The following is a 25,185-nucleotide window of genomic DNA, read 5'->3' as shown; positions in this document are numbered from 1 at the left end:
CCATTCAAACAATTCAGTATTATCAACTCTTATTAGTTCCAACATTATTAATTATGCATCTTACAGAACTTAAAAACACGCCTGTTTCTGATCTTGTGAAACTTGGCGAAGAACAAATGGGTTTAGAAAATCTTGCCCGTTTACGTAAACAAGATATTGTTTTTGCTATTTTGAAACAGCACGCCAAGAGCGGTGAAGACATTTTTGGCGGCGGCGTGTTAGAGATTTTACCCGATGGTTTCGGTTTCTTACGCTCCGCAGACAGTTCCTACCTTGCTGGTCCTGATGACATCTACGTTTCCCCAAGTCAAATTCGTCGTTTCAATCTTCAAACTGGTGATAAAATCGAAGGCAAAATCCGTCCACCGAAAGAGGGCGAACGTTATTTCGCACTTTTAAAAGTCGACCAAGTTAACGATGACAAACCGGAAGTCTCTCGTAGCAAAATCCTTTTCGAAAACTTAACCCCATTACACGCGAATTCTCGCTTAAGAATGGAACGTGGTAATGGCTCAACCGAAGACCTAACCGCACGTATTTTGGATTTAGCCTCTCCGATTGGTAAAGGTCAGCGTGGTCTTATCGTGGCTCCGCCAAAAGCCGGTAAAACCATGTTATTACAAAACATTGCACAAAGTATCACGCACAACTACCCTGAATGTGAACTTATTGTACTTTTAATCGATGAGCGCCCAGAAGAAGTAACGGAAATGCAACGTTCGGTAAAAGGTGAAGTCATTGCCTCTACCTTTGATGAACCAGCAACCCGTCACGTTCAAGTGGCAGAAATGGTTATTGAGAAAGCAAAACGTTCTGTTGAGCATAAAAAAGACGTGGTGATTTTACTCGACTCTATTACTCGTTTAGCGCGTGCTTACAATACCGTTACGCCTGCATCCGGTAAAATTCTTTCCGGTGGTGTGGATGCAAATGCTTTGCATCGTCCAAAACGTTTCTTTGGTGCGGCACGTAACGTAGAAGAAGGCGGTAGTTTAACCATTATTGCAACCGCACTTGTGGATACCGGTTCAAAAATGGATGAGGTTATCTTCGAAGAATTTAAAGGTACTGGTAACATGGAATTACATCTTTCTCGCAAAATTGCAGAAAAACGTGTATTCCCTGCGATTGACTTCAACCGTTCTGGTACACGTAAAGAAGACTTACTTACCACACCAGATGAATTACAAAAAATGTGGATTCTACGCAAAATCCTTAACCCAATGGGTGAAGTGGAAGCGATGGAATTCCTCATTGACAAACTTATGGTGGCAAAAACCAACGATGAGTTTTTTGAAATTATGAAGCGGTCTTAATTTTGACCGCACTTAAAAACAAAAAAGGCTTGGAAAACCAAGCCTTTTTTATTTTGCGAATTATTCGCCCAAACGCTCTTTAATACGAGCAGATTTACCTGAACGTTCACGTAAGTAGTAAAGTTTAGCTTTACGTACCGCACCTTTACGTTTAACTGCGATAGAATCTACAGCTGGAGAGTGAGTTTGGAATACACGCTCAACGCCTACTCCATTAGATACTTTACGTAAAGTGAATGCTGAGTGCAAGCCACGGTTACGAATTGCAATAACCACGCCTTCGAATGCTTGCAAACGACGTTTGCTACCTTCAACTACCCATACTTTAACTTCTAAAGTATCACCTGGGCGGAAGCTAGGTACGTTTTGTTTTAATTGTTCTTGTTCAAGTTGTTTGATAATGTTAGACATTGTTTGATCCTTTATTGATCCTAGATGTAACTGAAACTAACTGTTATGTTCGGCTTGCGCCTCTTTTAACAGCTTACGTTGTTCGTCAGTCAGAGCTAGGCCTTCTAAGAGCTCAGGGCGTCGGAGCCACGTTCTTTGTAGCGATTGTTTTAATCGCCATTTCCGAATTTCTTCGTGATGTCCAGACATCAGCACGGGCGGTACAGTTAATCCCTCTAACACTTCCGGTCTGGTGTAATGCGGGCAATCTAATAAACCATCGGCAAAAGAATCTTCTTCTGCGGAGGCTTGTTTGCCTAATACACCGGGAATAAAACGTGCAACAGCATCAATTAATGTCATTGCTGGCAATTCCCCACCGGTCAAAACGTAATCCCCGATTGACCATTCTTCATCAATTTCAGTTTGAATCAATCGCTCATCAATACCTTCGTAACGTCCACATACTAAAATCAATTTCTGATTTTGAGCAAGCTCGGTTACGCCGCCTTGATCGAGTTTACGTCCTTGTGGTGAAAGGTAAATCACCTTTGCGCCTTCTCCTACCGCTGCTTTTGCAGCATGAATCGCATCCCGTAAAGGTTGCACCATCATCAGCATTCCCGGGCCACCACCATAAGGACGGTCATCCACGGTTTTATGCTTGTCGAATGTAAAATCTCTTGGATTCCAACATTCCACTTGCAGAAGATTATGTTTTACGGCTCTACCTGTAACCCCAAATTCCGTAATCACTTTAAACATTTCGGGAATAATGAAATCACCCCTATCCACATAAAAAGCCTACTACATTACGTTTGTGCATACTTGAGATTAGAAACCAGCGTCCCAATCCACTTCAATAGTTTTTGTGGTGAGATCGACTCTTTTAACTACTTGTTCATACAAAAACGGAATTAACCGCTCTTGTTTTCCAAAAGCATCTTTCGTATTGGCTTTAACTACTAAAACATCATTAGAACCGGTTTCCATCATCTCTGTCACCGTTCCCATTGTATAACCTTCTAAGTTTACGACTGAACAACCAATTAAATCATGCCAGTAATAATCGCCTTCTTCCAGTTCTGGGAAAACAGATAAATCCACACCAATTTCAACATTTGCTAAAATTTGTGCGGCTTCACGGTCATCAACACCTTTTAATTTAACGATGATTTCGTGATTATGATGACGCCAATGTTCTAATTCTGTTGGCTGCCACTCACCTTTGATTTTTAAAAACCAAGGTTGATACTCAAAAATGCTTTCAGCTTGTTCTGTTGATGAATAAATACGTAACCACCCACGAATACCGTAGGTTGAGCCTAATTTGCCCACAACTTCAATACGTTGTTGTTCCATATTTCTCACCTATCTTAGCTTAAGAACTAAATCAAAAAGCAAAATTATGCTGCTTTTTGTGCTTCTTTTACCAAGCTCGCAACACGATCAGAAAGTGATGCACCTTGAGCAACCCAGTGATTTACACGATCAAGATCAACACGAAGACGCTCAGCGTTACCTTGTGCGATTGGGTTGAAGAAACCTACACGCTCAATGAAACGACCGTCACGTGGTGAACGACTGTCAGCTACTACGATTTGATAAAATGGGCGTTTTTTAGCTCCGCCACGAGATAAACGAATGGTTACCATAACCTTCCTCTAAATGTTTAATTACTAAAAGAATATTCTCAAACTCGAAAGTGATTTAAGAATATAGCTTACTTTTTTCTCTGTATATATAGACAAAAAGCCTGAGGATTTTACACTTTTTGAGCAAAAAAGCAAGCCACAAGCCCATTTCAAACTTGAGAAATTCACCATAAAAAATGACCGCACTTCATCATAAAGTGCGGTCAAATTTTCATTCATTTATTGGATTAATAAACTCCTTGCGCCAACATTGCATCAGCCACTTTCACAAAGCCTGCAACATTTGCCCCGACAACATAGTTGATGTTTGCTTGACCAGCGACAGTACCATATTTTTTACAGTTTGCATGAATATCTAACATGATGCGATGAAGCTGTTTATCTACTTCTTCAGCTGTCCAGTATAAGCGTTGTGAACTTTGCGCCATTTCTAAGCCTGATGTCGCAACACCACCTGCATTAGCCGCTTTACCTGGGCCAAATAATACACCAGCTTCTAAGAATGCATCTGTTGCTTCGATAGTGGTTGGCATGTTTGCACCTTCAGCCACTAATTTCACACCATTTGCAATTAAAGCTTTCGCATCTGAAATCTCTAATTCGTTTTGGGTTGCACAAGGAAGTGCAATATCGGCTTTCACTTCCCAAGGGCGTTTACCTGCAAAATATTGAAGACCGAATTGTTTTGCAAACTCTTCTACTCGACCACGTTTTACATTTTTGAGCTCTAATAATGCCTCTAATTTTTCACGATCAAACCCTTCAGGTAAATACACATAACCCGCAGAGTCAGAACAAGTTACGACTTTCGCACCTAGTGCCATCGCTTTTTCAATCGCATATTGTGCTACGTTACCTGAACCTGAAACTAAAACCGTTTTGCCTAGGAAGCTATCCCCTTTCTCTGCAAGCATCGCTTGGGCAAAATACACCAATCCATACCCCGTTGCTTCTGGACGAATTAAGCTCCCACCGAATGAAAGACCACGACCAGTAAACACGCAAGCGGCTTGGTTTGATAATTTTTTCATATAGCCTGCAAGATAACCGACTTCGCGACCGCCTACACCAATATCTCCTGCTGGGACATCAGTATCTGGACCAACATGACGATATAACTCGGCCATTAAAGCTTGACAGAAACGCATCACTTCAGCATCAGATTTACCTTTAGGATCAAAATCTGAGCCCCCTTTCGCACCGCCCATTGGCAATGTCGTTAAGGCATTTTTAAAGATCTGTTCAAAACCTAAGAATTTTAAAATCGATAAGTTTACCGATGGATGAAAACGCATCCCCCTTTAAAAGGACCAATTGCACTGTTGAATTGCACGCGGAAAGCACGGTTTACTTGAACTTGACCTTTATCATCAGTCCATGCCACACGAAATTGGATTGCGCGCTCTGGCTCAACTAAACGCTCTAATAAAGCCTCTGAACGGTATTTAGGATTTGCTTCCAAGAAAGGCCAGATTGACGTAAAGACTTCACGCACGGCTTGTAAAAATTCAGGTTGGTGGCCGTCACGTTGAGCCACTTTTTCAAGAAATGCGTCTAATGATGCTACTGCTGACATAGGATTTTCCTTCTAGTAGTGAGTTAATATGATGTGTATAACGTTATTTTATTTATCACCGTCTTGTTGCGGCGTGTCATCAATATAACAATAGAAAAATCAACTAGGCAATAGTTTTTTTATAGAGAAAATAAAGAAAAAATAAAAAACGAGAAAATATTTAATACTTTCTCATTTTTATTAGATGATATCTAAAATTAACACCTAGATTAGCACTTCAAGTTAAAAAGTACTTATTTATTTTTACCTTCTAAGTAAAGCCATTCAGCGACTTGCTTCGCAAAATACGTCAAAATACCATCTGCACCCGCACGTTTAAAACAAAGCAATGATTCCATAATGCATTCTTTTTCTTTCAACCAACCATTTTGAATGGCTGCCATATGCATCGCATATTCGCCAGAAACTTGGTAAGCAAAAGTTGGCACGCCGAAATACTCTTTCACACGATATACCATATCCAAATACGGCATACCTGGTTTCACCATCACCATATCCGCACCTTCTTGTAAATCAAGTGCGACTTCTTGTAAGCCTTCATTACCATTTGCCGGATCAAGTTGGTAAGTTTTCTTATCCCCACCTTTCAGATTACCCGCAGAACCGACTGCATCACGGAATGGGCCATAGTAATTAGACGCATATTTCGCTGAGTACGCCATAATTTGTGTATTGATATGGCCATTTTCTTCCAATGCCTGACGAATACGACCAATACGACCATCCATCATATCACTCGGTGCCACAACATCAGCACCCGCTTCAGCATGAGAAAGTGCCTGTTTAATCAGAATATCTGTCGTGATATCGTTTAAAACATAACCTTCTTCATCAATGATCCCGTCTTGTCCATGTAGTGTATAAGGATCGAGTGCGACATCGGTTAATACACCTAATTCTGGATAAGCGGCTTTCAATGCTCTCACTGCACGCTGTACCAAACCATTCGGGTTAAATGCCTCATCCGCCATTAAAGATTTTTTATCTTGCTCAACTACAGGAAATAATGAAATCACTGGCACGCCGTATTTCACTAAAAGGCCTGCTTCGATTAATAACTGATCGATCGTTAAACGTTCAACTTTAGGCATAGAAGGGACTGGTTCACGATGATTTTCACCTTCAATGATAAATACCGGATAAATTAAATCATTCGCGGTTAAAGTATTTTCTGCGACTAAACGGCGACTAAAATCATGTTTGCGTAAACGACGAAGACGACGGGTTGGAAAACCGCCTAAAATTTGTTGAGTCATAATAATATTTCCTGTTTTTATGATGTTAAAAGGGCGTATAACCTACGCCCATTTTCTTAATCTTTGTGATTCAAATCACCCTGATTTTCTACCGCACTTTTCTCATCCGTTGTCTCTTCTTCATCCTCTTTCGGTTGATAGAAACGTGCAACTAACAAGCCTAATTCAAAGAGAAGACACATTGGTACAGCAAGTAAAGTTTGAGAGAACACGTCTGGTGGCGTTAAGATCATGCCAACAAAGAATGCTCCCACAATAATATAAGGACGTTTTGCCGCCAATGCTTTCGTAGTTGTGACACCTGTCCAGCAAAGCAAAATAATAGCAACGGGTACTTCAAAGCACACACCGAAAGCCAAGAATAATGCTAGCGCAAAATCAAGATAACTGCTGATATCTGTTGCGATAGCCACCCCTTCTGGTGCGGTTTGCGTAAAGAAACTAAACACGAAAGGGAAAACAATATAATAAGCAAACGCCACACCGCAATAGAATAAAACTGTACTGGAAAATAATAACGGATAAATTAAACGTTTTTCATGTTGATACAACGCCGGTGCAACAAACGCCCAAATTTGATAAAGCAAATAAGGCACCGAAATAAATACCGATACAATCGCGGTTAATTTAATTGGCGTAAAGAATGGCGTTTGAATATTGGTTGCAATCATGGTTGCCCCCTTTGGCATTACTGCCGTTAAAGGTGCGGCGACAAAATGATAAATATCATTAGAAAAATAAACCAACGCCACAAAAACCACTAAAATACAAATTACACAACGTAATAAGCGGTTTCTGAGTTCAACAAGATGGGTAATTAACGGTTGGGAATCGTCCGTCGTATTGCTCATAATTATTCTCTAGGACTTAGCTTCAGATTTAGGTGCTGGTTGCAGTTCCACATCATCCGGCGAATAGTAATCAGATAAACGCTCGGTTAATTCAGCTTGTTCATGGGCTTCAAGTGCGGTCAAATCTACTTCTGCTTTTTCAGATTCCAAAACGTCGGTAGTTTCATTCTCTGCATGTTCTGTCGATACTGTTTCAACTGGTTTTTCTGCTGTTTCTTGTGAGTTTACCGCAAGTTTTTCAGCAGAATCAGCAGAATTTTCAGCCGCACTTTTAATTTCTTTAATTTGCTCTTCCACCGTTGTGCCCGCAGCAGCCGCTTTTTCTTCTAGCTCTGCACGCATTTTTTGAGCCTGTTCTTTCAGCTCTTCAACGGTTTTACTTAAGTCTGGGGAAAGCTGTTTTAGATTCAGTTGTTCCGCTTTCTTGATACTATCTTGCAATTCTTGCAATTTAAGCTCTTGTTTTAATTCATTTTGAACATTAGCTGCCAACCCACGGATCGTTTTCACCCAGCCCATTACCGTGCGAATAGCCACAGGTAAACGCTTAGGGCCTAGTACCACTAAGCCCACAAGCATCAATAAAACAAGTTCGGAAAAACCAATATCAAACACGGTTATGCCTGTTCTTTATCTTTTACAGTTTCAGTTTTTTCAGCGGTTGTTGTACAGTCTTTAATTTGAGTAAATTCCGCATCTTTTTTCGGTTCGTCGTCAGACATCGCTTTTTTAAAGCCTTTTACTGCTGCGCCAAGATCAGATCCCGCATTGCGTAATTTTTTTGTACCGAATACTAATAAAATCACGACTAATAAAATAATCATTTGTGCTGGGGATAAACCAAACATAGAAAAACTCCGTTAGAATTAAATTGAAAATTTGGGCTTGAATATACTCTTTTTATGCATTTGTCTCAAGAGGTAATTTTAAAAGTGCGGTCAAAAATAATGCTATTTTCAACCGCACTTTAGTCTTATTATTCAGCCAGTTCTGTTTGCTCGTGTGCCATCAATTCTCGGCCTACGTCATCTAGCAAACTTAAGTAGCGTTCATAATGTTTCAACATATCAGCAATTAATTCATCTTGATCCATATATTGCACATCATAACCCACTCGACCATCAAAGAAATAAGTGTATGGTTCATAAGTCATACTATGCTGAATATGTGGCAAATTGTCATCATTAATGAGTTGAGTGGATACATCTCGACCCACAGATTTAACGCCATACATAAAATCACGCATTGATTCTTTTTGAATGACTAACTCGACTGCAGGTTCATCTTGATCAAATAACGTGTTAATTTGCACGCTCAAGTCATATTTGCCAATCAACTCTTGACGTAATTCTCGCATAGCCGGTAATACCGTATGTTTAAGGAAACGTAAAATATCTTTTTCTTGTGTTTGGTTCATCATTTGTTCCAAACGTTCTTTCCACTTATCCCCCGTCCAGAAAATACTGGTTGGATTCACTTTAGTATCAAAATATTTTTTATCCGCATTCAAGCCTTTCCATAAACTAAAACACATCAACAACATCAACATGGCGAAAGGTAACGCCACTAACAAGGTCATTGCCTGTAGGTTTGCCAAACCACCCGATTGCATTAAAACAATCGCAACGACTGACATTAATACGCCCCACATCACCGCTTGCCAACGTGGTGCAGCGAGGCTTTTATCACGTGATGCAATGTTGTTTAATACATAAATACCCGAATCAGCAGAAGTGATAAAAAATAAAGAAATCACCACCAAACTCACTAAACCCGTCACACCAGAAAGCGGTAAATAATCTAAGAATTTAAAGAGCAACGTTTCAGGCGAAGAAATCATTTGTCCTAACGTACCTGCAGCTTCACCATCATTCAACCAAATGGCTGTATTACCAAATACGGTAAACCACAAAATACCGAACATGCTAGGAATCACCAACACGCCGAAAATAAATTCGCGAATCGTGCGTCCTTTCGAAATACGGGCAATAAACAAGCCTACAAATGGCGCCCAAGAACACCACCATGCCCAATACAGAATTGTCCAACCGCTAAACCAGCCAGTATGTTCTTGTTCATAAACATAGGTTTTGAAGCTTAATTGTACTAAGTTGCTGAGATAAGTTCCGATGTTGTCGCTAAAAGCGGATAACAAATAAAGTGTCGGTCCCGCCACTAACACGAAAATCAACAAACAGAAAGCTAGTGTTAAATTCAGCTCACTTAAGATTTTTACCCCTTTCCCTACGCCAGAAATTGCGGAAAATGTTGCTAAACTCATTACCACAGCAATTACAATCATTTGTAAGCTGAAGCTATTTTCACTAATCCAGCCTAATTGATGTAAGCCTGCCCCCAATTGAGAAGCACCGAAACCTAACGTTGTTATAATACCGAATAAGGTAGCAAGTAGCGCCATAATATCGATAAAATCGCCTAACTTGCCATTAATACGCTCTTTCAATAACGGATAGAAACAAGAGCGTAATGCCAAAGGTAATTTGTAACGAAATCCAAAGTAAGCCAATGCCAACGCAATCGTGCCATACACCGCCCACGCATGAATTCCCCAGTGGAATAAGGTGTGTAACAAGGCTTCTTGTTGTTTGTGTTCTGCTGTACCTCCAGTAATGTCAGATAAGTAATGCGTTAAGGGCTCTGCTACACCAAAGAACATCAACCCTACCCCCATGCCGGCAGCAAATAACATTGCCAACCAAGAGAGAAAACCGAATTCAGGTTCTTCTTCATCATTGCCTAATTTGATATTACCTAGGCTACTGACCGATAAAATGACTAAAAAGCCCAAAAATACTGAGAATGCTAATACGTAAAACCAACTAAAGTTCGCAAAAATGCCCGATTTGGCGGCATTTAATAAAGTTTGTGTTTGTTCCGGTGCAATTAAAATCATTGCCACCAATAACACTACAAAAAATAACGTTGCACCAATCACTAAAGGATTGAACGACGTTTGTTTTTCCATAAATTTAGATAAAGACAAGCTTCCCCTTAAAAATTAGGTGAATAAAAATAAAATCAGATTAAATAAAACAAGGCCTTAAGACCCAAACGGGCGATGGAACCATCGCAAATGACAGCACGGAGAAGTGCGATTTTGAAGGAAACGCTCAGTAGGATTTGAGTGGATTGTTTCCAAATACGAAATTTATACTAGCAAAACATCATCATTTTTTCAAATTAACGAAAATTGAAATGCGATAGAAGAAAAAGTGCAGTCAGAAAAATCGTTAAATTTCTGACCGCACTTTGTTAGGTGTTGATTAAATTCGTTCTTCGATAATGCCGCCGCCCAAGCAGACTTCATCTAGGTAAAACACGGCTGATTGACCCGGTGTGACCGCGGCTTGCGGTTCGTCAAAAATCACTCGAATGCAATCGTCATCAATCGGCTCAACCAAACAAGCAATATCCGTTTGACGATAACGAGTTTTCACCGTGCAACGGAACGCTTCACGTACAGGTTCGCGACTCACCCAATGTAGCTGCTTGGCAATTAAGCCTTTGGAGAATAAACGTGGATGATCATGGCCTTGTGCGACAATCAATTCATTATTTTCCACATCTTTATCCACCACATACCAGGCTTCATCACCGGCATTTTTTAATCCACCGATACCTAGCCCTTTACGCTGCCCCAGTGTATGGTACATCAAGCCTTCATGGCGACCAATAATCTCGCCATCTACGGTACGGATGTCACCTGGTTGAGCCGGTAAATAACGCGCTAAGAAATCCTTAAACTTACGCTCACCGATAAAACAAATACCGGTAGAATCTTTTTTCTTCGCAGTGATTAAGCCTAAATCCTCCGCAATAGCACGTACGATCGGCTTTTCAATTTCACCAACAGGGAAAAGGCTTTGGCCTACCTGATTTTTACTCAACGTGTAAAGGAAATAGCTTTGGTCTTTATTGCTATCTAAGCCGCGCAATAGCTCTGCTTGATCATCTGCACCACGACGACGCACATAATGGCCGGTAGCAATATAGTTAGCGCCCAAATCTTCCGCGGCATATTCCAAGAAAGCTTTAAATTTAATTTCTTTATTGCACAAAATATCCGGGTTTGGTGTACGACCAGCTTTGTATTCTGTTAAGAAATGTTCAAACACATTATCCCAATATTCCGCCGCAAAATTGATTTTATGTAGCTTAATACCTAGCTTATCGCATACTGCCTGCGCATCAGCAAGATCCGCTGCAGCTGTACAATAATCGGTATCGTCATCTTCTTCCCAGTTTTTCATAAACAGGCCTTCCACTTGGTAGCCTTGTTGTTGAAGAATAAACGCGGAAACGGAGGAGTCTACCCCACCAGACATACCGCAAATAACCTTTTTAGTGGCATTTTCGGCAAGTTGCTCTGCACTCAATGGTGCGAAATGTTGATTATAAGTATTTGAAGTTAACATAAGTCTCCCGTAACTTCGGTTAAGGCGAAGCACATTGGTGATAATGATTGAAATATGGTGGAATGACTTCCGCCCCATAAATTAAGATTGTTGTACAAAGTGCGGTTGATTTTGAGTGAATTATTTCACTTCATAAAATTGCGAATCATCGTCTTTCTTCGCAAATTTTTGTTCGTATTCAGCTTTGGCATTTTCATCGCCAGCATCTAATTTTTCTTGCAAGGTGTCGCAAGGTTTATCGCAATCACAAGCTTTAGCAATACCCAGTGAGGAAAGGCCTCCACAGCTACCTTTTAAGCTTTGTTTTTTAAAGATAAAGCCCACAGACATTAATACAATAATGGCCACAAAAGCGATTAGGGTAAAAAATAACGTTTGCATGATTATTCCTTATTTGCGAGTAACTTTTGTAAGGCTGAAGACATTTTCGTTTCGAAGCCTTGCTCGGTTTTCATAATTAAATAAACTGGAATATTTTCTCTCTCGGCCACTTCCAAGGCTTTATCTTCACCAAGTACAAATAAGCCTGTAGATAAACCGTCAGCTGTCATTGAGCTTGGTGCAAGCACAGTAATTGAGGCTAAATGATGCTGAATTGGATAACCTGTTTTTGGATCGATTTCATGAGCAAAGCGTTGACCATTTTCCTCAAAATAAATACGGTAGTCGCCTGAGGTCGCCATCGCCATATTATTTAAACCTATCACTTCTTGAACTGCTCTTTCACCGGTATTATTAGGTTTTTCAATGGCGATTTGCCACGCTTTATTCTCAGGATTTTTACCTTTAGCGCGAATTTCCCCACCAATTTCCACCATATAGTTTTGTACGTGATTTTGCTCTAATACATCCGCGACTTGATCCACACCAAAACCTTTAGCAATAGATGACAAATCAATATAAACCTGTGGCACGGCTTTACTTAATGTTGGGGTTTTACCGCTCATATCAAGGTGAATTTTATCAATTCCCACCCAACTTTGACGTTCAGCAAGTTGTTCTGGGGTTGGTTTACGTTCTGGACGTTTTTCTGGGCCAAATCCCCATAAATTCACTACAGGCCCTACTGTCACATCCAATGAACCTTCAGTAACCTGATTTAAACGGATCGCTTCTTGTAACACTTTGGCAAAGTCCGCAGAGATTTCAATTGGCGTATTCACTTGTGTATTTTGATTAAAACGACTCAATTCGGAATCTTTAATATAAGTGGACATTTTCTGATTCACATCTTTTAAAACCACTTCAATTTGCTCATGCGTTTTTTGTGAGTTTTCACTTACAGAATCATCCTCAATATAGCGGATATGGTAAGTCGTTCCCATGGTTTTACCGCTAAGTAAAATAATTTCGGGATCTTTCTTACACGCACTTAATGAACAAGCTAGGACTACAGCAATCAATCCGCTTAATACTTTTTTCATCTATTCCTTCCTAAATATATGAATTACAGGCAAACCGACTCTTCCATCAGCTTGCCTGTAATCCATCTTAAATATTGACCGCACTTCATCACAAAGTGCGGTCAGTTTTCATGATGTTTTGATTAACTAAAATCAACCACCGAAGTCATCTAATAAGATGTTTTCATCTTCAACACCGAGGTCTTTCAACATTTTGATTACCGCAGCGTTCATCACCGGAGGTCCACACATGTAGTATTCACAATCTTCTGGTGCTTCATGATTTTTCAAGTAGTTTTCATAAAGTACGTTGTGAATAAAGCCAGTGTAACCTGTCCAGTTATCTTCTGGCAATGCATCTGAAAGTGCAACATGCCATACGAAGTTTGGATTTTCGGCTTGTAATTGGTCAAAGTCTTCTTGATAGAAGATTTCCCGTTTAGAACGTGCACCATACCAGAATGACATTTTGCGTTTAGAGTGTAAACGTTTTAATTGGTCAAAGATATGAGAACGCATTGGTGCCATACCCGCACCACCACCGATGAAGACCATCTCATTATCGGTTTCTTTCGCGAAGAATTCACCGAATGGACCTGAAATTGTCACTTTATCACCTGGTTTTAATGACCAAATGTAAGAAGACATTTGACCTGGAGGTGCATCAGGCTGACGTGGTGGAGGCGTTGCAATACGCACATTAAGCATAATGATACCTTTCTCTTCTGGATATGAGGCCATAGAGTAAGCACGGATAATATGTTCATCCACTTTAGAGACATAACGCCATAAATCATATTTATCCCAGTCTTCGTGATATTCTTCAGGAATATCGAAATCTTTATAGTTCACCACATGTGGATCAGCTTCGATTTGGATATAACCACCCGCGCGGAAAGGTACTTCCTCGCCTTCAGGAATCGCTAATTTAAGCTCTTTGATAAAGGTGGCTTTGTTATCGTTAGAAATAACAGTACATTCCCATTTTTTCACGCCGAAAATTTCTTCTGGAAGTTCAACTTCCATATTACCTTTCACGTTAACTTGACAAGCTAAACGATAGCCTTCTTTTGCTTCACGTTTATTAATATGAGAAAGCTCAGTTGGGAGAATTTCACCACCGCCACTTTTTACTTTCACAATACATTGGCCACAAGAGCCACCGCCACCACAAGCAGAAGAAACGAAGATACCTTTACTTGCTAAAGCACCAAGTAATTTGCCGCCAGCTGGTAAAGTGATCGCTTTTTCAGGATCATCATTAATAGAAATGGTGATGTCACCAGAATCCACTAATTTTGATTTAGCGAATAAAATAATTGCAACGAGCACTAAAAGGATAACCGTAAATGCCGCAACACCTAATAATAAAATTGAAGATTCGCTCATTTATGCCTCCTTATAACTGAATTCCAGAGAATGACATAAAGCCAAGCGCCATCAAGCCTGCAGTAATAAAGGTAATCCCTAATCCTTTTAAGCCTGCCGGTACATCGGCATATTTCATTTTTTCGGTTAAGCCTGCAAGTGCAACGATTGCTAACATCCAACCTAACCCTGCACCCACACCATAAACTGCAGATTCTGCAAAAGTGTATTCACGTTGTACAGCAAAAGATACACCACCAAAGATCGCACAGTTTACAGCGATAAGTGGAAGGAAAATACCTAATGCGTTATAAAGTGCTGGGAAGAATTTATCTAAAGCCATTTCAAGTAATTGAACAAGACCCGCAATAATCCCGATAAAGGTAATAAAGTTTAAAAACTCAAGACTTACACCTTCTACCAATGCGCCATCTTTTAATACATGTTCGTATACAAATTGGTTCGCAGGCACCGCAATACCAAGTACCACGGTTACCGCAACACCAAGGCCAAACGCCGTAGAAACTTTCTTAGAAACTGCAAGGAAAGTACACATCCCTAAGAAGAAAGAAAGCGCCATGTTTTCAATGAAGATCGCCTTCACGAATAGGCTAATATAATGTTCCATTGATTATTTCTCCTGTTGCTCAGGTTTCCACGTTCTTAAGCCCCAAATAACGAAGCCGATAATAAAGAACGCACTTGGTGCAAGAAGGAATAAACCGTTTGGCTGATACCAACCGCCGTCTTGAATCGTTTGGAATACAGGGAAACCAAATAAACGACCAGAACCGATTAATTCACGTAATGTGGCGACAATTAATAAGATCGCACCATAACCTAAACCATTACCGATACCATCAACAAAGCTTTCTAGCGGAGGTGATTTCATCGCAAACGCTTCTGCACGCCCCATTACGATACAGTTTGTAATGATAAGGCCAACGAATACAGAAAGCTGTTTAGATAAACCATAAGCATAAGCTTTTAATACTTGGTCAACCAAGATTACTAAAGATGCGATAATCGCCAGTTGCACAATGATACGGATACTATTTGGAATATAGTTACGAATCAATGAAATGAACAAACTGGAGAAACCAGTTACCAAACTTACCGCAATCGCCATAACGATTGCTGTTTGTAATTGGGTCGTTACCGCTAATGCAGAACAGATACCCAAAATTTGCAAGGCAATCGGGTTATTTTTAACAATAGGATCGAATAAAAGACCTTTTAAGTTTACTTTTGCATCAGCCATTATTTGATTTCTCCTGCTTTAAATTTCGCTAAGAATGGACCAAAGCCATTTTGGCTGAACCAATAATCAAATGAACCTTGAACACCGTTACTGGTTAAAGTTGCACCTGATAAACCATCTACACCGTGCTCTTTATCTGCAGCAGAGCTACCTTTGTAGATTTTGAATTTTTGGTTACCTTGCTCATCGAATAATTTTTTATCGACAAACTGTGCTTGCCAACGAGGGTTCGCAATTTCGCCCCCAAGACCGGCTGTTTCACCTTGATCATAGTAAGTAATACCTTTGATGGTATTCGCATCTGGTGCAACAGAAACAAAACCATACATGGTTGACCATAAACCACGGCCATACATTGGTAATACAACTTGGGTTACATTGCCTTGCTCATCTTTTACAAGATAAACACGCGCTTGGTTTGCACGGACCTTGATCCCTGCTTTATCTGCCTCAGCTGGGATAGCTTGGCTTTTAGCTGGATCTTTAACAGCATCTTTAGGTTCAAATTTATTAATTTCTTCTGCTGAAGCTTGAACGTAATCACCACTTTGCAAATCCACTAAACGTGGTTCAATAAATTTGCTGTAAGTGTCTTTAATTACTGATGCATTATCTTCTTTCATCAATCCGGCAACAGTTAAAATGTTACGTTGAACGTCGAGTGCTTTTTGTTCATCTTGTTTGGATTTTAATGCTACTGCAGCACCAGAAACCACGATAGAACACACTAAACTTAGCAACACAACAACGGTAACTGTACCGCTAACGCTATCTTTATTAAATTTAGCCATTTGTTCTTGCTCTCCGACGTTTGATATTTGCTTGAACCACGATGTAGTCGAAAATTGGTGCAAATAAGTTTGCAAATAAAATCGCTAACATCATCCCTTCTGGATAAGCTGGGTTCACTGTACGAATTAATACAGCCATCACGCCAATTAACGCACCGTACCACCATTTACCCGTGTTGGTGAATGAAGCAGATACAGGGTCTGTAGCCATGAAGATCATACCAAGTGCAAAACCACCTAATACAAAGTGCCAATGCCAAGGCATTGAGAACATTTGGTTAGAATCAGAACCGATTAAGTTGAATAAGGTTGCTGTACCAATCATACCGATCATGACACCAGCCATAATGCGCCAAGAAGCAATACGGGTGAATACAATTAACGCACCTCCGATTAATAGCGCAAGAGTTGAAACCTCACCCATTGAACCAGGAATATTACCGATGAATGCATCCATCCAAGTAATAGGTTGACCGGTTACAGTGTGTTGTAATGCTGCTTGACCACCTTGAGACCATTGTGAAAGTGCGGTTGCACCAGAGAAACCATCTGCAGCAGTCCATACTAAGTCACCGGAAATTTGAGCCGGATAAGCGAAGAATAAGAATGCACGGCCAGCAAGCGCAGGGTTCATAAAGTTACGACCTACACCACCGAATAGTTCTTTCGCTACCACGATACCAAAACTGATACCTAGTGCAGCCTGCCATAATGGCAATGTTGGTGGAACGATTAACGCAAATAAAATGGTTGAAACGAACATCCCTTCATTTACTTCATGGCCACGTACTACTGAGAATAATAATTCCCAAATCGTACAAACAGTGAATACCACTAAGTAAATTGGTAAGAAGAAGATCGCCCCTAATGCCATTTTTGAACCCCAAGTTGCATTATCGGTCAAATCTAAACCTAATGAACTTGCAAGTGCATAGTGCCAATCGTTAGCAATTAATTGATCTAAATTGCCTAATTGATTTAAAGCAGGGATCGCTTGGTTACCCACGTTATACATCCCATAGAAAATCGCAGGGAACAACGCAAGGAAAACCGTAATCATCATACGTTTTGAGTCTAACGCATCACGAACGTGCGTGTTTTTGTGCGTTACCGTACCTGGTGTATAAAGCAAGGTATAAATCGATTCAAAGATCGGATAAAGCTTGCTGTATTTACCGCCTGGTAAAAACGCGGGTTCCATTTTTTCAAAAAGATTTTTTAAACCCATTTTTAACCTTCCTTCTCAATCTTATCTAACACTTGACGCAAGATTGAACCGTATTCATATTTGCCCGGGCAAACGAAAGAACATAACGCTAAGTCTTCTTCATCTAATTCAAGACAACCTAACGCTTGTGAACCATCAGTATCGCCCACGATTAAATCACGTAATAATAATGTCGGTAAAATATCCAACGGCATCACGCGCTCATAGCTACCGATTGGTACCATTGCACGCTCACCACCATTTTCTGCGGTAGTGAAGTTGAATAATTTTTTACCAAAGTGACCCAATACGGTACGGGTAATCGAATATTTGTTCGATTGCGGTGTGATCCAACCTAAGAACTCTTTCTCATTACCTTCTGCAATCACAGACACTTGTAATGCATAACGACCTAAATAATCGTGAGCGTCTTTTGCAGTTTGACCACAAAGTACTGAACCAGAAATCACACGGTTATTACCGTCTTTTAACTCACCTGCCGTTAATTGAGAAAGGTTAGCACCGATTACTGTACGAACTAAACGAGGTTCTTTCACTTGCGGACCCGCAAGAGATACAACACGTTCAACATAAAGTTCGCCTGTAGTAAATAATTTACCTACAGCAATCACATCTTGGTAATTGATGTGCCATACGGTTTTATGAACACCAACCGGATCGATAAAGTGGATATGTGTACCCACTAAGCCTGCAGGATGAACACCACCAAAATCATGTACTTTTAGGTTAGCTAAATCCACGGTTGGGATATTGCTATCGCCAGCTTTACATAGATTTAATGGTTTATTTGGGAATAGACGATTTAATACTGTTAAACCGTCAATAAAATCTTGCCAATGCTCTTTTAACACCACCTCTGGGTTTACTGCCAAAGGATTGGTATCCATCGCATTTACAAACAGAGAAGAAGGTTCTGCATCTAAGGCAGGCACTTTGCTGAACGGACGGGTGCGGAACGCTGTCCACAAACCGGATTCAACGAGGTTTTGTTTAACTTGTTCAGAAGAAAGCGTATTGAGCTCACCTGCGTTATATTTAGCGAAAGTAACTTGATCGTTACCTTGCACATCAATGACCACAGATTGTAATACACGTTTTTCGCCACGATTAATTACAGTGATAGTACCGCTCGCAGGGGCTGTGAAAACCACTCCAGGGTTTTTCTTGTCTTCAAAAAGCACTTGGCCTTTTTTCACAACATCGCCTTCACGTACCTTCATAGAAGGACGCATACCCACATACTCTTCACCAAGAATCGCAACCTGATTCACAGCGTTACCGCTATGGATTACTTGTGCTGGTTTTCCTGCAATAGGAAGATCCAAGCCTTTTTTGATTGTAATCATACTGTTTGCACTACTTTTCTAGGTTAAAAACACGATTGCGATTAAAGCATACACTCTAAAAGCAATCTCGCGATTGAGCGTGACAGAAAACACTTTTAAGATCAAAGCGCTATTAACTGACACATAAATTTAAAAACTCAAATCTGTTTAATTCCTCGATGAGTAAGGCATTACTTACACATCCAGAAATTGAAATTCGAAAATTAAAAGCGCTTCATTCTAGCGGAAAATGGGCTTTTTTTCTACTTTTAGCCGATACTTTTTGTGAAATATTTGTGAAGTTTTTAGAGTAACACTCATTAGGAGTTAAAAATAAATTCACGTTAAAATAAAAAGAGAGAAAGCCTCTTGCCTTCTCTCTTATTATTGAAATGGAATACAGGGAACGTAAGGAAATACTTACTGTCCAACACCAAGACAATTTGGTGATTTTGGAAATGCTTCACCTAGGCTCTCCCATTCGCTTCTTGTATAAAGATGAAGTGCTAATGCATGAATGCCATTTTTTAAATCATTGGTAAAAAGTTGGTAAAGTTTTTGGTGGCGTTGCACCTTGCGCATGCCTTCAAAAGCATCGCTGACAATCACTAATTTAAAATGAGAGTCAGACCCGCGACCGGAACTGTGCATATGGCTTTCATTTTCCACGGTGGCGAAGTGCGGTTGAAATTCGGCCTGAATTCTCTCTAATAATTCTTGCTGTTTTGACATAAATAAACTCCCTAACTTTTTGCTATACATTCAGCGTTAAGTTTGTAAGAATAACACAAATTAACCTAATTCAATGAGGAAATTATGAAAGTAACAAACAAAATCAAAGCATTATCAACAATGACGTTGGCCGCTGCAACATTATTTTTAGCAGGTTGCCAAGCGCAATCTAATACCTTAACTTTTACCCCTCAATCGCCGACTGCATCAATGAATATTAACCAATCAGCAGTGGTAACAGTTAATACTCGCGATTCTCGTCCACAACAAGAAATTGCAACTTATACTAAATCAGGTGAGCTGATTAAATTAAACGCATCACCAAGCGTTACTCAACTTTTCCAACAAGTGATGCAACAAAATTTAGTTAGCAAAGGTTTCCGTATCGGACAAGCTAATAATGCGAATGCGGGTGTAACCGTTGAAGTGAAAGAATTCAACACTCACGTAGATCAAGGTAATTTACGTTATACCTTGAACAGCAAAATCCAAGCAGTTGTTTATGTACAAGGTCCACGCGGACAATACAACAAAACCTTTAATGCAACCCGTTCACAATCTGGCGCATTTAATGCGAGCAATGATGAAATTCAAAAAGTGTTAGGCGAAACCTTCAAAGATATTGTTAATAATATTTATCAAGATCAAGAAGTTACTAACGCAATTAATCAATATACCAATTAATTAAAAGTGCCGTGTCCTTTTCAATAATACTTGACGAAAGCGCCTTTCAAGCGTAACATTCGCCCGATTTTTTAACGAGAAGGACACACACTTTGGACAGTCATAGTCGATACCGAATATCGCTTTAGACTCTCGCCTCTTATCAGCGAGAGTTCGCTGGTAATCAATTTACCTTTCTTCGGCATCTTTTATCGAACGAAACCCATTTTTAAAACACACAAAAATTTAACCGCACTTTTCTCTAGTGCCAATTTCGTTTGATCTTTTTTTGTTCACAGTTGGATCTTCATAATCCCAAAAGGAGTATGACCAATGATTAACGCTTTTGCCATTAACGATTCCCGTTTGCTTCGTATTGATGACGAGCCAGCCGAGCTCAGTTCTGCCATTTGGTTAGATTTACTCGAGCCGACAGGGGAAGAACGTGAAATGTTGCAAGAAGGCTTAGGACAAAGTCTCGCCTCATTCCTCGAATTAGAAGATATCGAGGCATCCGCACGTTTCTTCGAAGACGAAGACGGCCTGCACTTGCACTCATTCTTTTATTGTGAAGACGAAGAAAACTACGCCGACCTCGCGAGCGTAGCATTTACAATTCGTGATGGCCGCTTATTTACCTTACGTGATCGTGAGTTACCGGCATTCCGTTTATATCGTATGCGTTCTCGTAGCCAGCGCTTATTGGAATGTAATGCGTATGAAGTTTTGCTCGACTTATTTGAAACCAAAATTGAGCAATTAGCGGATGTTATCGAAAACGTTTATGCGGATTTAGAAAAATTAAGCCGTGTAATTCTAAACGGTACACAAGATGAAGCTTTCGATGAAGCCTTAAATACGCTAACAGAACAAGAAGATACCAGTTCTAAAGTGCGCTTATGTTTGATGGATACACAACGTGCATTGGGTTTCTTGGTACGTAAAACGCGTTTACCGGCAAATCAGTTAGAACAAGCTCGTGAAATCTTACGAGATATCGAATCCTTACAACCGCATAATGAGTCTTTATTCCAAAAAGTAAACTTTTTAATGCAGGCGGCAATGGGTTATATTAATATCGAGCAGAATAAAATCATGAAATTCTTCTCGGTGGTGTCTGTGATGTTCCTACCGGCAACACTTGTGGCATCCACTTACGGAATGAACTTTGAATTTATGCCGGAGCTTCATTTTAAATATGGCTACCCAATGGCTATTGGCTTAATGATTGGTGCGGCGATTACACCTTACATCTATTTCAAACGGAAAGGTTGGTTATAATGGAAATTTCCCAAACTGCGTTATTTTTAGGATCGTTTATCGATCTGTATTGTTTAGAGTTAATTTTACGCGTATGGCTACCATTAGCGAATGTGGATTACTACAATCCTATTTCTCAATTTACACTGAAATTTACCCAACCAGTTATTGCACCATTGCGTAAAGTTTTTCCTGTGGTGAAAAAAGTGGAAACTGCGGCACTGGTTTTAGTCTTCTTGCTTTGCGGACTAAAATCGATTCTCTTTGGCGGATTAAATCTCTGTTTCTTCTTACTATTGGGCATACTAGGGCTGATCAAAAATATCGGTGTGGCTATTTTCTATGTGTTAATCGCCGGTGCAATTTTAAGTTGGTTTAATCGTGGCAATAATCCTGCATTCTATGCGTTATATCAACTTACCGAACCATTATTAAAACCAATTAAGCGCATTTTACCAACTGTGGGCGTCATTGATTTTTCACCGATGGTTATCGCTATTGTTCTATTATTTTTGAATAATCTCTTTTACGATTATTTCAAGGTTTTATGGGCAATCGCCGCTTAAAGTGCGGTCAAAAATAACATTATTTTTTCGGGCTGGATTTTCCAGCCCTTATTGTAAATGTGGTAATTAAATTTAGTTATGTCTGCAATCGAACAAACGCCTGAAGGACTACGTCTTAAAATCATTCTGCAACCCAAAGCCAGTAAAGATCAAATTGTGGGATTGCATGATGATAAACTCAAGATCACGATCACGGCTCCACCAGTTAATGGTCAAGCAAATGCTCACTTGCTAAAATTTTTGAGTAAAGCATTCAAAGTACCTAAGAGCTCAATAGTTCTTGAAAAAGGTGAATTAAACCGACATAAACAAGTTTGGATTCCTTCGCCTAAATTAATTCCATCTGAAATTCAAAATCTCTTATAAAATCAGCAAAAAAATCACCGTACTTTCTACCAATTCTCCCTGTTTTACGCTATCCTATATCACATTTTACAAAGCAAAACATGCCGCAAAGTGCGGTCAAAATTTAAGGTGATTTTCTATGCAACAACATTACCGTCCCGATTTGATTGAACCTGCAGTTCAACAATATTGGGCTGAAAATAAAGTCTTCAAAGCAATCAAAGATACATCTAAAGAAAAATATTACTGCCTTTCAATGTTCCCTTACCCATCTGGTCGTTTACACATGGGCCACGTGCGTAACTACACGATCGGTGATGTGGTTTCTCGTTATCAACGTATGAACGGCAAAAATGTGTTACAGCCTATTGGTTGGGATGCATTTGGTTTACCGGCTGAAGGTGCTGCGATTAAAAATAAAACCGCGCCCGCGAAATGGACTTACGAAAATATCGAATACATGAAAAACCAGCTCAAAATGTTGGGCTTTGGTTATGACTGGGATCGCGAAATTACGACCTGCCGTCCAGAATACTACAAATGGGAACAATGGTTCTTCACTGAGCTTTACAAAAAAGGCTTAGTGTACAAAAAAAACTCAACCGTAAACTGGTGTCCGAATGATGTAACTGTGTTGGCGAACGAACAAGTGCACGACGGTTGTTGTTGGCGTTGTGATACTCCAGTAGAACAAAAAGAGATCCCTCAATGGTTTATTAAAATCACTGATTATGCAGAACAATTATTAGGTGGATTAGACCAACTTCCACAATGGCCAGACATGGTAAAAACCATGCAACGCAACTGGATTGGCCGTTCTGAAGGGGTAGAAATTACTTTTGATGTGGCAGATACCGCAGAAAAAGTTGCGGTTTATACGACCCGTCCAGATACCTTCTATGGTGTAAGTTATTTAGGTATTGCAGCAGCGCATCCATTAGCGGACTTAGCGGCAGAAAAGAATCCTGAATTAGCCGAATTCATCCGTGAAGCAAAAAATGCCAAAGTGGCGGAAGCAGACCTTGCCACGATGGAGAAAAAAGGGATGGCAACCGGCTTATTCGCCATTCATCCATTAACCGGTGAAAAATTACCGATTTGGGTCGCTAACTTTGTATTAATGCATTACGGTACTGGCGCAGTAATGGCGGTTCCAGCACATGACCAACGTGACTTTGAATTTGCTCAAAAATACGATTTACCAATTAAACAAGTGATCGCACCGCTTGCTGATGAAGAAATTGATTTAACCAAACAAGCTTTTGTTGAGCACGGTAAATTAGTGAACTCTGCTGAGTTTGACGGTTTAGATTTTGATGGTGCATTCAACGGTATCGCGGATAAATTAGAAAAATTAGGCGTGGGTAAACGCCAAGTGAATTACCGTTTACGTGACTGGGGTGTTTCCCGTCAACGTTATTGGGGGACACCAATTCCAATGCTGACCTTACCAAACGGTGAAACCGTACCGGCGCCAATCGAAGATTTACCGATTATCCTGCCAGAAGACGTGGTCATGGACGGCGTGAAAAGCCCAATTAAAGCCGATCCAAACTGGGCGAAAACTACCTTCAATGGTGAACCTGCATTAAAAGAAACCGATACCTTTGATACCTTTATGGAATCGTCTTGGTATTACGCACGCTACACCTCGCCAAGCTATGCGGAAGGTATGTTAGATAAAGATGAAGCTAATTACTGGTTACCGGTGGATCAATATATCGGTGGTATTGAGCACGCGACCATGCACTTGCTCTACTTCCGTTTCTTCCACAAACTATTGCGTGATGCAGGTTTCGTAACGAGCGACGAGCCAGCACAAAAATTATTATGCCAAGGCATGGTATTAGCTGATGCGTTCTACTACACCAGCCCGACCAACGAGCGTATTTGGGTGAGCCCAACGCAAGTGACCCTTGAGCGTGATGAAAAAGGTCGTATCATCAAAGCCACTGATCCGGAAGGCCGTGAATTGGTGCATACCGGTATGACCAAAATGTCGAAATCCAAAAACAACGGTATCGACCCACAAGAGATGGTGGAAAAATACGGTGCAGATACCGTGCGTCTTTTCATGATGTTCGCGTCTCCTGCAGAAATGACACTTGAATGGCAAGAATCTGGCGTAGAAGGAGCAAAACGTTTCTTAGGTCGTGTATGGAATTTAGTGTATGAATACAGCCAAAATCCTGCAAAAACCGCTTTAGATATGACCGCACTTTCTGCAGACCAAAAAGCACTTCGCCGTGATGTCCATAAAACAATCGCGAAAGTGAGCGATGACATTGGTCGCCGTCAAACGTTCAATACCGCTATCGCAGCAGTAATGGAGTTAATGAATAAATTAACCCGTGCGCCATTAGAAAGCGAACAAGATCGTGCGGTTATGGCAGAAGCATTAAGCGCAGTCGTGCGTATGCTTTACCCTATCACACCACATATCTGCTTTGAGTTATGGAAAGCTTTAGGTAACGAAAGCAACATCGACCATGCAGAATGGGTGAAAGCTGATGAAGCAGCGATGGTAGAAGATGAAAAACTTATCGTGGTGCAAGTCAACGGTAAAGTACGCGGTAAAGTGACTGTTGCAGCTGATGCGGGTGAAGAAACCGTGAAAACTGTTGCATTTTCAGATGAAAACGTGAAGAAATTTACTGACAATACACAAATCGTGAAAGTGATTTATGTACCAGGTAAATTGTTAAATGTGGTGGTTAAACCGCAATAATCCATAAAATAACCACATTTTATTCCAAGCGTTGC

At 40.3% G+C, this 25,185-nt stretch carries 25 protein-coding genes and 2 pseudogenes; 7 read left to right on the top strand and 20 right to left on the bottom strand.

The annotated features are described in order from the left end of the window. Window positions 1-53 precede the first annotated feature (53 nt). Window positions 54-1,316, top strand: coding sequence for a transcription termination factor Rho (rho, locus tag DX522_RS07495; RefSeq protein ID WP_014064140.1), 1,263 nt, complete (start codon window positions 54-56; stop codon window positions 1,314-1,316). A 60-nt stretch (window positions 1,317-1,376) separates the two neighbouring features. Here the strand turns inward: rho and rplS are convergent, their stop codons facing one another. The 19 genes and pseudogenes from rplS to DX522_RS07400 all read right to left on the bottom strand — a co-directional run bounded on the left by rplS (window position 1,377) and on the right by DX522_RS07400 (window position 18,877). After that, entirely contained in the window at window positions 1,377-1,727 is a 351-nt protein-coding gene (gene rplS / locus DX522_RS07490) for a 50S ribosomal protein L19 (RefSeq protein ID WP_005626422.1), read from the bottom strand. Window positions 1,728-1,763: 36 nt separating this feature from the next. Then, window positions 1,764-2,503 (bottom strand): annotated as a pseudogene (trmD, locus tag DX522_RS07485) (tRNA (guanosine(37)-N1)-methyltransferase TrmD). A gap of 37 nt (window positions 2,504-2,540) precedes the next feature. Next, window positions 2,541-3,068, bottom strand: a complete 528-nt coding sequence (rimM, locus tag DX522_RS07480; RefSeq protein ID WP_115180344.1) for a ribosome maturation factor RimM — start codon at window positions 3,066-3,068, stop codon at window positions 2,541-2,543. Between the two features lie 44 nt (window positions 3,069-3,112). Continuing rightward, window positions 3,113-3,361, bottom strand: coding sequence for a 30S ribosomal protein S16 (rpsP, locus tag DX522_RS07475; protein WP_115180343.1), 249 nt, complete (start codon window positions 3,359-3,361; stop codon window positions 3,113-3,115). Between the two features lie 227 nt (window positions 3,362-3,588). Next, a pseudogene (gene gdhA / locus DX522_RS07470) lies at window positions 3,589-4,937 on the bottom strand (NADP-specific glutamate dehydrogenase). Window positions 4,938-5,170: 233 nt separating this feature from the next. Further along, a complete protein-coding gene (hemB, locus tag DX522_RS07465; protein WP_115180342.1) occupies window positions 5,171-6,193 on the bottom strand; it encodes a porphobilinogen synthase in 1,023 nt (340 codons plus the stop codon). Between the two features lie 56 nt (window positions 6,194-6,249). Further along, window positions 6,250-7,044, bottom strand: a complete 795-nt coding sequence (gene tatC, locus DX522_RS07460) for a twin-arginine translocase subunit TatC (protein WP_115180341.1) — start codon at window positions 7,042-7,044, stop codon at window positions 6,250-6,252. Between the two features lie 9 nt (window positions 7,045-7,053). After that, window positions 7,054-7,659 carry a Sec-independent protein translocase protein TatB gene (tatB, locus tag DX522_RS07455; protein ID WP_070852940.1) on the bottom strand — a complete coding sequence of 202 codons (606 nt, stop codon included), beginning with the start codon at window positions 7,657-7,659 and terminating at the stop codon, window positions 7,054-7,056. A gap of 2 nt (window positions 7,660-7,661) precedes the next feature. Further along, window positions 7,662-7,892, bottom strand: a complete 231-nt coding sequence (tatA, locus tag DX522_RS07450; protein ID WP_070852939.1) for a twin-arginine translocase TatA/TatE family subunit — start codon at window positions 7,890-7,892, stop codon at window positions 7,662-7,664. Between the two features lie 128 nt (window positions 7,893-8,020). Beyond that, window positions 8,021-10,048, bottom strand: coding sequence for a BCCT family transporter (locus DX522_RS07445; protein ID WP_262054193.1), 2,028 nt, complete (start codon window positions 10,046-10,048; stop codon window positions 8,021-8,023). Window positions 10,049-10,328: 280 nt separating this feature from the next. Then, window positions 10,329-11,480: a tRNA 2-thiouridine(34) synthase MnmA gene (gene mnmA, locus DX522_RS07440; RefSeq protein ID WP_070776140.1), complete on the bottom strand. Its 1,152-nt coding sequence runs from the start codon at window positions 11,478-11,480 to the stop codon at window positions 10,329-10,331. A 120-nt stretch (window positions 11,481-11,600) separates the two neighbouring features. Beyond that, window positions 11,601-11,861: a (Na+)-NQR maturation NqrM gene (gene nqrM, locus DX522_RS07435; RefSeq protein WP_049379890.1), complete on the bottom strand. Its 261-nt coding sequence runs from the start codon at window positions 11,859-11,861 to the stop codon at window positions 11,601-11,603. 2 nt (window positions 11,862-11,863) lie between these two features. Then, window positions 11,864-12,904, bottom strand: a complete 1,041-nt coding sequence (locus tag DX522_RS07430) for an FAD:protein FMN transferase (protein ID WP_115180339.1) — start codon at window positions 12,902-12,904, stop codon at window positions 11,864-11,866. Between the two features lie 132 nt (window positions 12,905-13,036). Then, the gene (nqrF, locus tag DX522_RS07425) at window positions 13,037-14,272 is read right to left on the bottom strand and encodes an NADH:ubiquinone reductase (Na(+)-transporting) subunit F (protein ID WP_115180338.1); all 1,236 of its coding nucleotides are present in this window, start codon (window positions 14,270-14,272) and stop codon (window positions 13,037-13,039) included. 10 nt (window positions 14,273-14,282) lie between these two features. Then, on the bottom strand, window positions 14,283-14,879 hold the full coding sequence (nqrE, locus tag DX522_RS07420; protein WP_070714890.1) for an NADH:ubiquinone reductase (Na(+)-transporting) subunit E: 597 nt from the start codon (window positions 14,877-14,879) through the stop codon (window positions 14,283-14,285). A 3-nt stretch (window positions 14,880-14,882) separates the two neighbouring features. Next, the gene (locus DX522_RS07415) at window positions 14,883-15,512 is read right to left on the bottom strand and encodes an NADH:ubiquinone reductase (Na(+)-transporting) subunit D (protein WP_005695375.1); all 630 of its coding nucleotides are present in this window, start codon (window positions 15,510-15,512) and stop codon (window positions 14,883-14,885) included. Beyond that, window positions 15,512-16,303: a Na(+)-translocating NADH-quinone reductase subunit C gene (locus DX522_RS07410; RefSeq protein ID WP_005695373.1), complete on the bottom strand. Its 792-nt coding sequence runs from the start codon at window positions 16,301-16,303 to the stop codon at window positions 15,512-15,514. Before DX522_RS07410 ends, DX522_RS07415 begins: the two co-directional genes overlap by 1 nt. Next, on the bottom strand, window positions 16,296-17,531 hold the full coding sequence (locus DX522_RS07405; protein WP_115180337.1) for an NADH:ubiquinone reductase (Na(+)-transporting) subunit B: 1,236 nt from the start codon (window positions 17,529-17,531) through the stop codon (window positions 16,296-16,298). Before DX522_RS07405 ends, DX522_RS07410 begins: the two co-directional genes overlap by 8 nt. Before the next feature lie 2 nt (window positions 17,532-17,533). After that, a complete protein-coding gene (locus DX522_RS07400; RefSeq protein WP_115180336.1) occupies window positions 17,534-18,877 on the bottom strand; it encodes a Na(+)-translocating NADH-quinone reductase subunit A in 1,344 nt (447 codons plus the stop codon). Between the two features lie 158 nt (window positions 18,878-19,035). Here DX522_RS07400 and DX522_RS11700 point away from each other — a divergent pair, with 158 nt between their 5' ends. After that, window positions 19,036-19,170 (top strand): hypothetical protein, encoded by a 135-nt coding sequence (locus DX522_RS11700; RefSeq protein WP_262054192.1) that lies wholly within the window; start codon window positions 19,036-19,038, stop codon window positions 19,168-19,170. A 106-nt stretch (window positions 19,171-19,276) separates the two neighbouring features. Here the strand turns inward: DX522_RS11700 and DX522_RS07395 are convergent, their stop codons facing one another. Further along, window positions 19,277-19,588 carry a BolA family protein gene (locus DX522_RS07395; protein ID WP_115180335.1) on the bottom strand — a complete coding sequence of 104 codons (312 nt, stop codon included), beginning with the start codon at window positions 19,586-19,588 and terminating at the stop codon, window positions 19,277-19,279. 84 nt (window positions 19,589-19,672) lie between these two features. On the opposite strand from DX522_RS07395, the gene DX522_RS07390 reads away from it, so the two are divergent. The 5 genes from DX522_RS07390 to leuS all read left to right on the top strand — a co-directional run bounded on the left by DX522_RS07390 (window position 19,673) and on the right by leuS (window position 25,150). After that, on the top strand, window positions 19,673-20,272 hold the full coding sequence (locus DX522_RS07390; protein ID WP_049369783.1) for a YajG family lipoprotein: 600 nt from the start codon (window positions 19,673-19,675) through the stop codon (window positions 20,270-20,272). 312 nt (window positions 20,273-20,584) lie between these two features. Then, the gene (corA, locus tag DX522_RS07385) at window positions 20,585-21,532 is read left to right on the top strand and encodes a magnesium/cobalt transporter CorA (RefSeq protein ID WP_111315039.1); all 948 of its coding nucleotides are present in this window, start codon (window positions 20,585-20,587) and stop codon (window positions 21,530-21,532) included. Then, the gene (locus DX522_RS07380) at window positions 21,532-22,077 is read left to right on the top strand and encodes a YggT family protein (protein ID WP_115180334.1); all 546 of its coding nucleotides are present in this window, start codon (window positions 21,532-21,534) and stop codon (window positions 22,075-22,077) included. Before corA ends, DX522_RS07380 begins: the two co-directional genes overlap by 1 nt. A gap of 78 nt (window positions 22,078-22,155) precedes the next feature. Then, entirely contained in the window at window positions 22,156-22,443 is a 288-nt protein-coding gene (gene yggU, locus DX522_RS07375; protein ID WP_115180333.1) for a DUF167 family protein YggU, read from the top strand. Window positions 22,444-22,561: 118 nt separating this feature from the next. Further along, a complete protein-coding gene (gene leuS, locus DX522_RS07370; protein WP_115180332.1) occupies window positions 22,562-25,150 on the top strand; it encodes a leucine--tRNA ligase in 2,589 nt (862 codons plus the stop codon). The last annotated feature ends 35 nt before the right edge of the window (window positions 25,151-25,185 follow it).

The sequence above is a fragment of the Haemophilus parainfluenzae genome, assembly GCF_900450995.1.
GTDB classification, from domain to species: domain Bacteria; phylum Pseudomonadota; class Gammaproteobacteria; order Enterobacterales; family Pasteurellaceae; genus Haemophilus_D; species Haemophilus_D parainfluenzae_O.
The sequence above is the reverse complement of the archived record's forward strand: the minus strand, read 5'-3'. Positions and strand labels throughout refer to the sequence as shown.